This window comes from Ensifer canadensis (genome assembly GCF_017488845.2).
GTDB classification, from domain to species: domain Bacteria; phylum Pseudomonadota; class Alphaproteobacteria; order Rhizobiales; family Rhizobiaceae; genus Ensifer; species Ensifer canadensis.
On record NZ_CP083370.1, the window covers coordinates 3122087 to 3136862 of the forward strand.

General features: G+C 62.7%; 7 protein-coding genes. All 7 read left to right on the forward strand.

Annotated elements, in window-relative coordinates:
- Positions 1 to 112 precede the first annotated feature (112 nt).
- The 7 genes from J3R84_RS15300 (at position 113) to glgC (ending at position 14765) form a co-directional block, all read left to right on the forward strand.
- Positions 113 to 3439: a transglutaminase family protein gene (locus tag J3R84_RS15300; protein ID WP_057221581.1), complete on the forward strand. Its 3327-nt coding sequence runs from the start codon at positions 113 to 115 to the stop codon at positions 3437 to 3439.
- Positions 3440 to 5848: a circularly permuted type 2 ATP-grasp protein gene (locus tag J3R84_RS15305; protein WP_203528339.1), complete on the forward strand. Its 2409-nt coding sequence runs from the start codon at positions 3440 to 3442 to the stop codon at positions 5846 to 5848. It begins immediately after the preceding gene.
- A 16-nt stretch (positions 5849 to 5864) separates the two neighbouring features.
- Entirely contained in the window at positions 5865 to 6743 is an 879-nt protein-coding gene (locus J3R84_RS15310; RefSeq protein ID WP_025424844.1) for a transglutaminase family protein, read from the forward strand.
- A gap of 176 nt (positions 6744 to 6919) precedes the next feature.
- The gene (locus J3R84_RS15315; protein WP_081788819.1) at positions 6920 to 8173 is read left to right on the forward strand and encodes a TadE/TadG family type IV pilus assembly protein; all 1254 of its coding nucleotides are present in this window, start codon (positions 6920 to 6922) and stop codon (positions 8171 to 8173) included.
- A gap of 224 nt (positions 8174 to 8397) precedes the next feature.
- Positions 8398 to 10863: a glycogen/starch/alpha-glucan phosphorylase gene (locus J3R84_RS15320; protein ID WP_107027701.1), complete on the forward strand. Its 2466-nt coding sequence runs from the start codon at positions 8398 to 8400 to the stop codon at positions 10861 to 10863.
- Positions 10860 to 13070 (forward strand): 1,4-alpha-glucan branching protein GlgB, encoded by a 2211-nt coding sequence (gene glgB, locus J3R84_RS15325; protein ID WP_057217968.1) that lies wholly within the window; start codon positions 10860 to 10862, stop codon positions 13068 to 13070. The genes J3R84_RS15320 and glgB overlap by 4 nt, the downstream gene beginning before the upstream one ends.
- Before the next feature lie 432 nt (positions 13071 to 13502).
- Entirely contained in the window at positions 13503 to 14765 is a 1263-nt protein-coding gene (gene glgC / locus J3R84_RS15330; protein ID WP_025424848.1) for a glucose-1-phosphate adenylyltransferase, read from the forward strand.
- Positions 14766 to 14776: the final 11 nt, after the last annotated feature.

Below are 14776 nucleotides of genomic sequence, written 5' to 3' on the forward strand. Positions count from 1 at the left end.
ACGCGCCGGAGAAATCCGGCGCTGTCTTTCGCGCTTGCTTTCTCCCTTCGCATTGCACAAACTTCCTTTGAATGGCGGCGCTAGACTTGCCATCAAGGGGACAAAATCCGGTATGTCGATCAAGGCAAGTATCTACCACCTGACCCACTATACCTATGACCGCCCGATCAGGCTTTCACCGCAGATCATCCGGTTGAAACCGGCGGCCCACTCCAAGACCAAGGTCATCAGCCACTCGCTGAAAGTCTCGCCTGCCAACCACTTCGTCAATCTGCAGCAGGACCCCTACGGCAACTACCTCGCCCGTTACGTCTTCCCGGATCCGGTGACCGAACTGAAGGTCGAAGTCGATCTCGTCGCCGACATGACCGTCTACAACCCCTTCGACTTCTTCATCGAGGAAGAGTCCGAGCATTGGCCCTTCGCCTATCCTGAGGACCTAATCGACGACCTGAAGATCTACATGACGCCGGAACCGATGGGGCCGGCGCTGTCTTCGTTCATGGCGACCGTCGATCGCTCCCGGCAACGGACCATCGACATGGTCGTCGGCCTCAATGCCCGGCTCCAGCAGGACGTCGGCTACGTCATCCGCATGGAGCCGGGTGTCCAGCCGCCGGAGGAAACGCTGACGTCGGCCAGAGGGTCGTGCCGCGATTCGAGCTGGCTGTTCGTCCAGATCCTGCGCAATCTGGGTTATGCCGCCCGCTTCGTCTCGGGCTACCTCATCCAGCTGGCGCCCGATCTCAAGGCGCTCGACGGCCCGTCCGGCACCGAACACGATTTTACCGACCTGCATGCCTGGGCCGAGGTTTATCTGCCCGGCGCCGGCTGGGTCGGGCTTGACCCGACCTCCGGCCTTCTGACCGGCGAAAGCCATATTCCGCTCGCCGCCACGCCGCATTACCGCAACGCCGCCCCGATTTCCGGCGGCTTCTTCGGCGATCTTGAAACTCGTACCGACTTTGCCTTCGACATGAAGGTCTCGCGCGTCGCCGAGCATCCGCGCATCACCAAGCCGTTCTCCGATGAAAGCTGGCAGGCCCTCAACGCGCTCGGCGAGCAAGTCGACCAGGTGCTGTCCGAAAACGACGTGCGCCTGACGATGGGCGGCGAGCCGACCTTCGTATCGATCGACGATTTCGAAGCAGAGGAATGGAACACCGAAGCTGTCGGGCCGACCAAGCGCGAGAAGGCGGATATCCTCATCCGTCGGCTGCGCGAACGCTTCGCGCCCGGCGGTTTTCTGCATTACGGCCAGGGCAAGTGGTATCCGGGCGAAAGCCTGCCGCGCTGGACCTTCTCGCTCTACTGGCGAAAGGACGGCGTGCCGATCTGGCGTCAGGCCGATCTCATTGCCGAGGAGAACGGCCAGCATGACGTGACGGCAGAAGATGCCGAACGCCTGCTGCATGTGGTGGCAGCCGAATTGAGCGTGCCGACTGAGATGGTCGTGCCGGCTTTCGAAGACCCGGCCGATTGGCTGCTCAAGGAAGCAAACCTTCCCGACAACGTCGATCCGGCCAATTCCAAGCTGAAGGATCCAGAGGAACGCAGCCGCATGGCCCGCGTGTTCGAGCGCGGCCTGACGGCACCGACCGGCTACGTGCTGCCGGTGCAGGCCTGGAATGCGCGTGCCACCGGCGTGCGGTGGATGAGCGAGAAGTGGCAGACCCGCCGCGGCCGCATCTTCCTCGTTCCAGGCGACAGCCCCGTCGGCTATCGCCTGCCGCTCGGCGCCCTGCCCTATGTCGCTCCGTCCGCCTATCCCTATATCCATCCGGTCGACCCGACCGTTCCGCGCGACGATCTGCCCGATTTCGCCGAAACCAGCGCCCGCCCGCAGCATTCGCGCTTCCAGGCCTCGGAAGCGCCTGAAACCCCGCAACCCCAGCCACGCGACGAGATCGCCGGGCTGGTGCGCACGGCGATCAGTGTCGAGCCGCGCGACGGCAGGCTCTGCGTCTTCATGCCGCCGACGACGAGCATCGAGGAATATCTCGACCTGATCGCTTCGACCGAACGGGCCGCCGCCGCACTCGGCCTGCCGCTTCACATAGAAGGTTACGCGCCGCCACACGACGAGCGCATCAATGTCATCCGCGTGGCACCCGATCCCGGTGTCATCGAGGTCAACATCCATCCGGCCGCCAGCTGGCAGGAGTGCGTCGATATCACCACCGCGATCTACGAAGAGGCACGTCAAAGCCGGCTCGGCGCCGACAAGTTCATGATCGACGGCCGCCACACCGGCACTGGCGGCGGCAATCACGTCGTCGTCGGCGGCGCCAATCCCAATGACAGCCCGTTCCTGCGCCGGCCCGACCTGTTGAAGAGCATTGTCCTCTATTGGCAGCGCCATCCGTCGCTCTCCTACCTGTTCTCCGGCATGTTCATTGGGCCGACCAGTCAGGCCCCGCGCATCGACGAGGCTCGGCACGATCAGCTCTACGAGCTGGAGATTGCGCTCGCGCAGGTCCCGCTGCCGGGTTCCGCAACACCGCCGCCCCTGCCCTGGCTGGTCGACCGGCTGTTCCGCAACCTGCTCGTAGACGTCACCGGCAACACCCACCGTGCCGAAATCTGCATCGACAAATTGTTTTCGCCCGACGGGCCGACCGGCCGCCTCGGCCTCGTCGAATTCCGCGGCTTCGAGATGCCGCCCAATGCCCGCATGTCGCTTGCGCAGCAGCTGTTGGTGCGCGCGCTCATCGCCCGTTTCTGGAAACACCCGCTCGACGGCCGCTTCGTGCGCTGGGGAACCGCCCTTCATGACCGCTTCATGCTGCCGCATCACGTCTGGCAGGATTTCCTCGAAGTGCTCGCCGATCTGCGCGCCCATGGGTTCGATCTTCGGCCGGAATGGTTCGAGGCCCAGCTCGAATTCCGCTTCCCCTTCTGCGGAGAGGTCGAATACGAAGGCGGCAGGCTGGAAATTCGTCAGGCACTGGAGCCTTGGCATGTCATGGGCGAACAGGGCGCAATCGGTGGCACCGTGCGCTATGTCGACAGCTCCGTCGAGCGGCTGCAGGTCAGGCTCGACACGCCAAATCCCGAGCGCTACACCGTCACCTGCAACGGCCGTCCCGTGCCTCTCGCCAAGACGGGTGTCAATGGCAGCGCCGTTGCCGGCGTTCGCTACAAGGCCTGGCAACCGGCCGCCGGCCTTCACCCGGTTTTGCCCGTGAACACTCCCCTTACATTCGATATCTATGATACATGGTCGAATCGGGCGATTGGCGGATGCGTCTACCACGTCGCCCATCCGGGCGGGCGCAGTTACGAGACATTTCCGGTCAACGGCAACGAGGCAGAAGCGCGGCGACTGGCGCGGTTCGAGCCCTGGGGCCACACTCCGGGAGGCTACCTGCTTCATCCGGAAAGCCCGTCGATGGAATTTCCGATGACGCTTGATCTCAGGCGTCCGCCAGGAGCGTAAATGGCGAAGAAGCAGACAGCAGCGGCAGGCCGGCTGGGCATCGATGACGATCCGGTTTTCGGCTACCGTGCACTTCCAGGCATTGCCGACGAGATGCTCGACGCGCACGGCAATGTCCGGCCCGTCTGGCAGCGGCTGCTTTCGACGCTCGACCGCCTCGACGAAACGGACCTTGTCAATCGCTTCGCACGCGCCGACCGCTATCTGCGCGACGCCGGCGTCTTCTATCGGGTCTATGGCGGCAAGGACAGCTCGGAGAGAAGCTGGCCGCTGTCGCATATCCCGGTCCTGATCGACGAGCACGAATGGGCGACGGTCTCGCAAGGCCTCATCCAGCGCGCCGAACTTCTGGAGAAGGTCGTCGCCGACGTCTACGGCGAAAACCGCCTGGTGCGCGAAGGCCTGCTGCCGCCGGCATTGATCGCCTCCAACCCCGATTTTCTCCGACCGCTCGTCAGCGTCAAACCGGCCGATGGCCATTTCCTGCAATTCATCTCCTTCGAGATCGGCCGTGGGCCTGATGGTAACTGGTGGGTCCTCTCGGATCGCACAGAGGCGCCGTCCGGTGCCGGCTTCGCGCTGGAAAACCGGGTCGCCACCACGCGTGCCTTCTCCAATCTCTATGCCGAAACGCATGTGCATCGCCTCGCCGGCTTCTTCGGCGCCTTCCGCGACACGCTGCAGGCGCGCAAGCTGCATCCGGACGATCGCATCGCCGTGCTCTCGCCCGGGATCGCCAACGAGACCTATTTCGAGCACGCCTATATCGCCCGCTATCTCGGCTTCATGCTTCTGGAAGGCGAAGACCTGACTGTTGTCGGCGGACGGGTGATGGTGCGCACGGTCGCCGGGCTGAAGCCGGTCGGCGTGCTCTGGCGCCGCCTCGACGCCGCCTTCGCCGATCCGCTGGAATTGAACCAGTCGTCGCACATCGGCACCCCCGGCATCGTCGAGGCTCTGCGGGCCGGTTCCGTCGCGATCGTCAACGCGCTCGGCTCCGGCATCGTCGAAACGCGCGCCTTCCTCGCCTTCCTGCCGGCCATCTGCCGGCATCTACTCGGCGAGGAACAGAAGCTGCCATCGATCGCCACCTGGTGGTGCGGCCAGACATCCGAGCGTGCGCAGGTCGCCGCCAATATCGAGCGCATGGTCATCGGCCCGGCCTATGCGACGCGCCCGTTCTTCGACGACAACGGCCAGTCGGTGCTCGGAGCGTCACTGGGCGAAAAGGACAAGGCGTCGATCTCCGATTGGCTCGATGCCGAGGCCGGAAAACTTGTCGGCCAGGAGGCGGTCACGCTGTCGACCACGCCGGCCTGGGTGCGCGGCCGCCTGACGCCGCGCCCGATGAGCCTGCGCGTTTTTGCCGCCCGCACCCGCGATGGCTGGCAGATCATGCCCGGCGGCTTTGCCCGCATCGGATCCGGCGACGATGTTGCCGCGATCGCCATGCAGGCCGGCGGCACGGCGGCCGACGTCTGGATCGTCAGCGACCGGCCGGTCGAACGCACCACCTTGCTGCCGGCCGAGGAAAGCTTCACCCGCAACATGCCGGGAAGCCTGCCGAGCCGGGCGGCCGACAACCTGTTCTGGCTTGGCCGCTATATCGAGCGCGCGGAAGGGGCGTTGCGCATCCTGCGCGCCTGGCACGGCCGGTTTGCCGAGACTGCCGACCCGAGCCTGCCGCTGCTTCAGGACGTCACCGATTATCTTGCCGCCCTCGATATCGATACCCGCCAGGCGGTGCCCGACAGCCTGCTGGCCAATATCGCAAGCGCGCTCTTCAGCGCCGGCAACATCCGCGACCGCTTCTCGCCGGACGGCTGGCTGGCGCTCAACGATCTGTCGCAGACGGCACGAAAGTTTCATGCGACCGTGCAGTCGGGCGACGATGCCACCCGCGCCATGACCGTGCTTTTGCGCAAGCTCGCTGGGTTTGCCGGTCTCGTGCACGAAAACATGTATCGCTTTACCGGCTGGCGCTTTCTGTCGATCGGCCGCTACATCGAACGTGGGCTGCACATGACGCGGCTGCTTGGTCATATGTCCGGCCCCGACGCCCCCGATGGCGCCTACGACATGCTGCTTGAGATCGGCGACAGCGTCATGACCCACCGCCGGCGCTACAACGTCAACACCGCGGCACTCACCGTGACCGACCTGCTGGCGCTCGACCCGCTCAACCCACGCTCGGTGCTCTACCAGCTGAACGAGATCAAGACCGAGGTGGAGCTTCTGCCGAACGCCTATGTCAACGGCCAGATGTCGCCCTTCTACCGCGAGGCGATGCGCCTGCATTCCGGCCTTGCGGTCATGACGCCGGAGGCGATGAACCTCGGCGTCTACAACAGGCTGGAGCGGGACCTGGAAGCGCTCTCCAATATTCTCGCCAACACCTATCTCGGCTGACCGGCAGGATACACCCATGCTCTATGATATCAGCCTGAAGATCACCTACGGCTACGAAGTGCCGGTGTCCGGCGGGCGCCACCTCGTGCGCGTCATGCCGGCGACGCTGCCCGGCCGGCAGCGGCTCGTCGTCGGCTCGCTCAGTTGTCACCCGATGCCGGCGGAACGCTCCGAAAGCGTCGATTTCTTCGCCAATCCCTTCACCGCGATCCTGTTTCGCTCCGCCCATGACGACCTCGTGATCCGCATGCAGGCGCGGGTGCAGGTGGAGCCGTTGCCGCTGACGGCCGACTTTTCGGCCGATCTGTCGCGCCTGCCGACGGAGCTCGCCGCCTCGTGGTCCGTCGACCCGGAAGCGCCGCATCATTTCATCGGCCCCAGTCCGCTTCTGACGGAGGTCCCGGAGATTGCGGCCTACGCACAAGCCGTGGTCACTCCCGGGATGACGATCCGCCAGATCGCAACGGCAATCTGCGCCCGCATCCACCGGGACTTCGTCTACGACGCCGAGGCGACGACGGTAAGCACCACACCGGCGGAAGCATTCGAACTCAAACGCGGTGTCTGCCAGGATTTCACCCATGTGATGATCGTGGCGCTCAGGAGCCTCGGCATTCCCGCTGGGTATGTTAGCGGATTCTTGAGAACGATTCCTCCCGCCGGCAAGGAGCGCCTGGAAGGGGCTGACGCCATGCACGCATGGGTTCGTATCTGGTGTGGCACCACCGCTGGTTGGCTTGAACTCGATCCGACCAACAATATCCCTGCTGGAACCGACCATATCGTCGTCGGTCATGGTCGCGACTACGGCGACGTTGCACCCGTCATCGGCGTGCTGAAGAGCTATGGCGGGCAGAAGACCGAACAGGCCGTTGACGTCATTCCGGTCACCTGACCCGATTTGAGACACGACGTTCCCGTTTTCGCACGCCTCCGTGTCGCGTGAACCCGCTGTAACCACTGGTTTTCCTGCATTCCGCTAAAATTGAATCGATCGCCTGAACGATATCGTAAGTCACCCCCGCTAATGTCCCCCTCAAGCTTGCAACGCGTTCCTTGGGGTGTGCAGAGATGGGAAAACGATCCACGATCAACCGGTCCTTCATGGCTATGCTGAAGGACCGCGGCGGCAATTTCGGCATGATGGCGGCTTTGGCAACGCCATTGATACTTGCGGCCGGTGGCGTCGCCATCGACCTGGCGAACATGGTGACGATGAAGAACCAGATGCAAGATGCGGCCGACGCCGCAGCGTTGGCCGCAGCGTCTGCACTGGTGTCGAAAACTCCGCCTACGCCGGAAGAGGCCAAGGAAATCGCATTGAACTTCCTGAAGGCTCAGTCCACGGCCGCAGGCAGTGCCACTGACGGCTGGGGCGAGAATGGCGGAACTGCGGCATCGTTCAAATCCGCCGCCGATCCGGCCGCAGAAGACAAGCCGCCCGTCGATGAGGCAACCGTCGACATCATCGAGGGCAGCAACGGCGCGACGGGCAAGACCTTCAAAGTCTCGATCGTCAACAAGCACACGATCGAATTCAACGCGATGACCCGCCTGCTCGGGCGGAAATGGACCCAGCTCGAAACCCGGGCCACCGCGGACAGCGCAACCGAAACCAAGAACGCGCTGTCGATGTATCTCGTGCTCGATCGCTCCGGCTCGATGGCCTGGAAGACCAACGCGTTGGACACGACGAAAACGTCGTGCGCCAACTACACCGAGGACAACTGGAGCAAGTATCCGAACCTGAAGGCGACCAAGCCCTGCTACGTCACCAAGGTCGATGCGCTCAAGACCGCGGTCAAGGATCTGCTCGCGCAGTTGAAGATTGCCGACCCGAAGGATCTCTATGTCCGCACGGCAGCCGTTTCCTACAATTCGGCGCAGGATACGGCCGGTAATCTCGATTGGGGCACGACGGGAACGGCAACCTATGTCAACGCCCTCGTTGCAACCGGCGGCACAGCATCGGGCAATGCCTTTAAGACCGCATACAACAAGGTCACTGCCGCGACGGAAAATACCGCGCACAAGGCCAAGAACGGTCAGGTACCGACAAAATACATCGTGTTCATGACCGACGGCGACAACAACAACACGAGCGACGACACGACGACACTGACGTGGTGCGATACGGCACGCAAGAACAACATCCAGGTCTATACCGTCGCCTTCATGGCACCGGACCGCGGCAAAGCACTGCTCAAGTCCTGCGCCACCACCACCGCCAACTACTTCCAGGCGGAAGAAGCCGCCGACCTGATCGCGGCCTTCAAGGCGATCGGCGAGAAGGCTTCGGCCATGGCGACCCGCCTGACCAAGTAAACAACAAAAGCGCGCACCACTGTGCCGCCCGGTCCCGCCGGGCGGCATTTTTCGTTCGCGCAATCGTCAAGCCCATGGCTCTTCGTCGCGTATCCCTTCTATTCAGGCAATTCTAATCCTTTTAAAAACAGCTGTTGCAAGCGCTTCGGATCGATGCATAAATTGCCCATCCCCGGTCGGTTCCGGCCTGCGACCTCCCAACGCAAAAGGGTAAGACAGTTCTGATGATGAACAAGATTTCCGCCAACGAACTGCCGCAGCCCGCACTTCGTTCTTCCGAACCCGATCAGCTTGCCGTCGAAATTCTCGAACGCCTGAAGTATCGTATCGGTAAGGATCCGAAGGTCGCCAAGCCGCATGACTGGCTGACCGCGGCTATCCTCGTGGTGCGCGACCGCATCACCGACAAGTGGATGGATTCGACCCGCCAGACCTACGCGACCGGTGCCAAGCGCGTCTATTATCTGTCGCTGGAGTTCCTTATCGGCCGCCTGATGCGCGATGCCATGACCAATATCGGCCTGATGGAGGAGATGCGCGATGCGCTCGCCTCGCTCGGTGTCGATATCGATGTCATCGCCCTGCTCGAGCCCGACGCAGCACTCGGCAATGGTGGTCTCGGCCGTCTTGCAGCCTGTTTCATGGAATCGATGGCGACGGTGGACGTTCCAGCCTATGGCTACGGCATCCGCTACATGCACGGCCTGTTCCGCCAGCAGATGGCCGATGGCTGGCAGGTAGAGCTGCCGGAGACCTGGCTTGCCCATGGCAATCCCTGGGAGTTCGAGCGGCGCGAAAGCTCCTATGAGATCGGCTTCGGCGGCGTTGTCGAAACCGCCAATGTCGACGAGGAGATCCAGCGCTTCGTGTGGAAGCCGGCCGAGCGTGTGATCGCCACCGCTTTCGACACGCCTGCCGTCGGCTGGCGCGCCAAGCGCGTCAATACGCTCAGGCTCTGGACGGCGCAGCCGATCGACCCTATCCTGCTCGATGCCTTCAATGCCGGCGACCACATCGGCGCGCTGCGCGAAAGCAACAAGGCCGAAAGCCTGACCCGCGTGCTCTACCCCGCCGACGCGACGCCCGCCGGCCAGGAGCTTCGCCTGCGCCAGGAATATTTCTTCTCGTCCGCGTCTCTGCAGGACATCCTGCGCCGCCACCTGCAGCAGTATCCCGACTTCACCTCGCTGCCCGATGCCGTCGCGATCCAGCTCAACGATACGCATCCGGCGGTCTCGATTGCCGAACTGATCCGGCTGCTGACGGATCTGCACGGCCTAGATTTCGAACAGGCCTGGGAGATCACCCGCCGGACCATTTCCTACACTAACCACACGCTTTTGCCCGAAGCGCTCGAAAGCTGGCCCGTGCCGCTCTTCGAACGTCTGCTACCGCGCCACATGCAGATCGTCTATGCGATCAACGCCAAGATCCTGATCGAGGCGCGCAAGCAGAAGGGCGCCACCGACCAGGAAATCCGCAACATCTCGCTGATCGACGAAAGCGGCGACCGCCGGGTGCGCATGGGCAACCTTGCGTTTGTCGGCTCCCATTCGATCAACGGCGTGTCGGCGCTGCACACCGAGCTGATGAAGGAAACGGTCTTTGCCGACCTGCACAGGCTCTATCCAGATCGCATCAACAACAAGACCAACGGCATCACCCCCCGCCGCTGGCTGATGCAGTGCAATCCCGGCCTGTTCAGCCTGATCCGCGAGGCGATCGGCGACGAATTCATGGACAATACCGAGGCGCTGCAGGCACTCGATGCCTTCGCCGACAAACCGGATTTCCAGGAGCGTTTTGCCGCGGTCAAGCGCGCCAACAAGGTGAAGCTGGCGCAGCTTGTGCAAAGCCGCCTCGGCCTCAGGCTCGACCCGTCGGCGATGTTCGACATCCAGATCAAGCGCATCCATGAGTACAAGCGCCAGCTCCTCAATATCATCGAGGCGGTGGCGCTCTACGACCAGATCCGCTCGCATCCCGAGCTCGACTGGGTGCCGCGCGTCAAGCTGTTCGCGGGCAAGGCGGCGCCGAGCTACCACAACGCCAAGCTGATCATCAAACTGGCCAACGACGTCGCCCGCGTGGTCAACAACGACCCGGCGGTGCGCGGTCTTCTGAAGATCGTCTTCGTACCGAACTACAACGTCTCGCTGGCCGAGATCATGGTCCCCGCAGCCGACCTGTCCGAGCAGATCTCGACGGCCGGCATGGAGGCCTCCGGCACCGGCAACATGAAGTTTGCGCTGAACGGTGCGCTGACGATCGGCACGCTCGACGGCGCCAATGTCGAAATGCGCGACTGGGTCGGCGAGGAAAACATCAAGATCTTCGGCCTGACGGCCGAGGAAGTCACCAACGCCCGCGCCGAAGGCCACAATCCGCGCGCCATCATCGAAGGGTCGCGCGAGCTGTCGCAGGCGTTGCAGGCGATCGCTTCGGGTGTGTTTTCGCCCGATGACCGCAACCGCTTCACCAGCCTCGTCGATGGCCTCTACAATCACGACTGGTTCATGGTCGCGGCCGACTTCGAAGCCTATGCCCGGGCGCAGCGTGAAATCGACCAGCTGTGGACGACGCCGTCGGCGTGGTATTCGCAGGCCGTACGCAACACCGCGCGCATGGGCTGGTTCTCGTCCGATCGGACCATCCGGCAATATGCCGGGGAAATTTGGAGAGCCGGATGACCCCTTCGGCCGGCAAGGACCCGGAACCCGCAGCCGCAGCCCTGCTGTCAATGCCGGCCATTGCGGCCATTCTTTCGGGCACGCACGACGATCCCTTTGCCGTTCTTGGCGTGCATCCGGCGGGAAAAAACTACGTCGCCCGCTGCTTCATCCCGGATGCCGCTAGCGTCGTTGCGGAAACGCTGGCGGGCAAGGAACTCGGAACCCTCGAGCGGCGCGACGACGCCGGCTTCTTCGAGGGACCGGTCTCGCTGCGCAAGATCCAGCCGGTGCGTTATCGCGCCCGCAACGATGGCGGCGAGTGGATCGTCGTCGATCCCTACAGCTTCGGCCCCGTACTCGGACCGATGGACGACTACTACATCCGCGAGGGCTCGCATCTCCGGCTGTTCGACAAGATGGGCGCCCATCCGACCGACCATGAAGGCGCTCAAGGCTACCATTTCGCCGTCTGGGCCCCGAACGCCAAGCGCGTGTCGGTGGTCGGCCAGTTCAACGGCTGGGACGGGCGGCGCCATGTCATGCGGCTGCGGACCGACACCGGCATCTGGGAAATCTTCATCCCCGGTGTCGAGGCGGGCCTTGCCTACAAATACGAAATCCTTGACCGCCAAGGTACGCTGCTGCCGCTGAAGGCGGATCCCTTCGCACGCCGTTCGGAGCTTCGGCCCAACACCGCCTCGGTGACGACGCCTGAGATCGCACAGGTGTGGGAAGACGAGGCGCACCGCGCCCATTGGGCATCGACTGACGCCCGCCGCCAGCCGATCTCGATCTACGAGGTCCACGCCGGCTCGTGGCAGCGCCGCGACAATGGCGACATGCTGTCCTGGGATGAGCTCGCCGACCGGCTGATCCCCTACTGCGTCGACATGGGTTTCACCCATATCGAATTCCTGCCGATCTCCGAATTCCCCTACGATCCCTCCTGGGGCTACCAGACGACAGGCCTCTATGCGCCGACGGCACGCTTCGGCGAGCCGGAAGGGTTTGCGCGTTTCGTCAACGGCTGCCACAAAGTCGGCCTCGGCGTCATCCTCGACTGGGTGCCCGCGCATTTCCCGACCGACGAGCACGGGCTGCGCTGGTTCGACGGCACCGCGCTCTACGAGCATGAGGATCCGCGCCAGGGTTTCCACCCCGACTGGAATACGGCGATCTACAATTTCGGTCGGCAGGAAGTGCTGTCGTTCCTCGTCAACAACGCGCTCTATTGGGCGGAGAAATTCCACGTCGACGGGCTGCGCGTCGATGCCGTCGCCTCGATGCTTTACCTCGACTATTCGCGCAAACACGGCGAATGGGTGCCGAACGAATACGGCGGCAACGAGAACCTGGAGGCGGTCCGCTTCCTTCAGACGATGAACACCGAAATCTACGGCGTCCACAAAGGCATCCTGACGATCGCCGAGGAATCGACGTCCTGGCCCAAGGTGTCCCATCCGGTCCATGCCGGCGGTCTCGGCTTCGGCTTCAAGTGGAACATGGGCTTCATGCACGACACGCTGCAATACATGTCGCGCGAGCCGATCCACCGTCGCCACCACCACAACGACCTGACGTTCGGGCTGCTCTACGCCTTCAGCGAAAACTTCGTGCTGCCGCTGTCCCATGACGAGGTCGTGCACGGCAAAGGTTCGCTCATTGCCAAGATGACCGGCGACGATTGGCAGAAGTTCGCCAACCTGCGCGCCTACTACGGCTTCATGTGGGGCTACCCCGGCAAGAAGCTCCTGTTCATGGGGCAGGAGTTTGCGCAGTGGCGCGAATGGTCGGAGGAGCGCGCGCTCGACTGGAACCTGCTGGAATATCACCTGCATGAGGGCATGCGCCGACTGGTGCGCGATCTCAACGGCACCTATCGCTCGAAGCCGGCGCTGCATGCGCGCGACTGCGAAGGCGACGGATTCGAATGGCTGCTCGCAGACGACCGGGACAACTCGGTCTTTGCGTGGCTGCGCAAGGCGCCGGGTGAAAAGCTCGTCGCCGTCATCACCAATTTCACGCCCGTCTATCGGGAAAACTACACGATCCCGCTTCCGGTCGCGGGTCGCTGGAAGGAAATATTGAACACCGATGCGGAAATCTATGGGGGGAGTGGCAAGGGCAACGGCGGCGCCGTTCAGGCACAAAAGGATCAGACAGGAGCAATAGCAGCCACCATCACCTTGCCGCCTTTGGCAACGCTGATGCTGGAGCAGGACTAGAGCATCCCGCTTTCAAGTGGAATCACTGAAAGCGGATAAGATGCTCTAGAATCAAAGTGCTAGAGCGTCCTTTGTGCGTTCATCTGAACGCACGGCGCTCTAGAGCATTTCCAGGAAGTGCGAAGCGGTTTTCCGTCAGGAAATGCGCAAAAACAAAGGGATAGAGCGTTTCTTCGACTTGGTTCAAATCGGAAATGCTGCTGCATGTTTCCTTAAATCCTATTCGATTTAAGGATAAAAACATGCAGCAATTCAAAGTGCTACAGCGACCTTTGCGCGTCTAAGTCTAATAAGACGCGCGGCGCTGCAGAGTGTTCCAGCCCGACGGGGTGAACCGGACGGCGGGAGTGCAAGAAGAAATTTCGAGGGCCGCAAGGCGTCGCCAAAGGTCGCCGTGACGATCCCGAAGAACAATGATTTTGGGGAGGACAAATGGTGGAAAAGCGTACGCAACCCTTGGCCCGTGATGCCATGGCCTATGTTCTCGCTGGCGGCCGCGGCAGCCGCCTGAAGGAATTGACCGACCGACGGGCAAAGCCGGCCGTCTATTTCGGCGGCAAGGCCCGCATCATCGACTTCGCACTCTCGAACGCCCTCAACTCCGGCATCCGTCGCATCGGCGTCGCCACGCAGTACAAGGCCCATTCGCTGATCCGCCACCTGCAGCGCGGCTGGAACTTCTTCCGCCCCGAGCGAAACGAAAGTTTCGATATCCTGCCGGCAAGCCAGCGCGTTTCCGAAACGCAGTGGTACGAAGGCACCGCCGACGCGGTCTACCAGAACATCGACATCATCGAGGATCACGGCGTCGAATACATGGTCATCCTGGCGGGCGACCACATCTACAAGATGGACTACGAACTGATGCTGCAGCAGCACGTCGATTCCGGCGCCGACGTCACCATCGGCTGCCTCGAAGTGCCGCGCATGGAAGCGACCGGCTTCGGTGTGATGCATGTCGACGACAAGGATCGCATTATCGCCTTTGTCGAGAAGCCGGCCGATCCGCCGGGCATTCCCGGCAATCCCGAGATGGCGCTCGCCTCGATGGGCATCTACGTGTTCCACACCAAGTTCCTGATGGATCTGTTGCGCCGCGACGCGGCCGATCCGAAGTCGAGCCGCGACTTCGGCAAGGACATCATCCCGTATATCGTCGACAACGGTAAGGCGGTCGCCCACCGCTTCAACCAGTCCTGTGTGCGCTCGGACTTCGAACGCGAAGCCTACTGGCGCGACGTCGGCACGATCGATGCCTATTGGCAGGCCAATATCGACCTGACGCATGTAACGCCCGAACTCGACATCTACGACAGCACCTGGCCGATCTGGACCTTCGCCGAGATCAAGCCGCCGGCAAAGTTCGTGCATGACGACGAGAACCGCCGCGGCTCCGCGACCTCGTCGCTGGTGTCGGGCGACTGCATCATCTCGGGCGCTGCCCTCAATCGCAGCCTGCTTTTCACCGGCGTCAGAGTAAATTCATATTCGCGACTGGAAAATGCCGTCATACTGCCCGATGTGAAGATCGGTCGCCGCGCGCTGCTCAGCAACGTGGTGATCGACAGCCGCGTGGTCATTCCGGAGGGCCTCGTCGTCGGTGAAGACCCGGAACTGGATGCGAAGCGCTTCCGCCGTTCGGAAAACGGCGTTTGCCTGATCACCCAGACAATGATCGACAAACTGGGAATGTAGGTCCGCCGCTG

Excerpts from the sequence above, each read along its gene's own strand:
- J3R84_RS15300 (WP_057221581.1), top strand. The coding sequence starts at position 113 with ATGTCGATCAAGGCAAGTATCTACCACCTGACCCACTATACCTATGAC.
- J3R84_RS15305 (WP_203528339.1), top strand. The coding sequence starts at position 3,440 with ATGGCGAAGAAGCAGACAGCAGCGGCAGGCCGGCTGGGCATCGATGAC.
- J3R84_RS15310 (WP_025424844.1), top strand. The coding sequence starts at position 5,865 with ATGCTCTATGATATCAGCCTGAAGATCACCTACGGCTACGAAGTGCCG.
- J3R84_RS15315 (WP_081788819.1), top strand. The coding sequence starts at position 6,920 with ATGGGAAAACGATCCACGATCAACCGGTCCTTCATGGCTATGCTGAAG.
- J3R84_RS15320 (WP_107027701.1), top strand. The coding sequence starts at position 8,398 with ATGATGAACAAGATTTCCGCCAACGAACTGCCGCAGCCCGCACTTCGT.
- glgB (WP_057217968.1), top strand. The coding sequence starts at position 10,860 with ATGACCCCTTCGGCCGGCAAGGACCCGGAACCCGCAGCCGCAGCCCTG.
- glgC (WP_025424848.1), top strand. The coding sequence starts at position 13,503 with ATGGTGGAAAAGCGTACGCAACCCTTGGCCCGTGATGCCATGGCCTAT.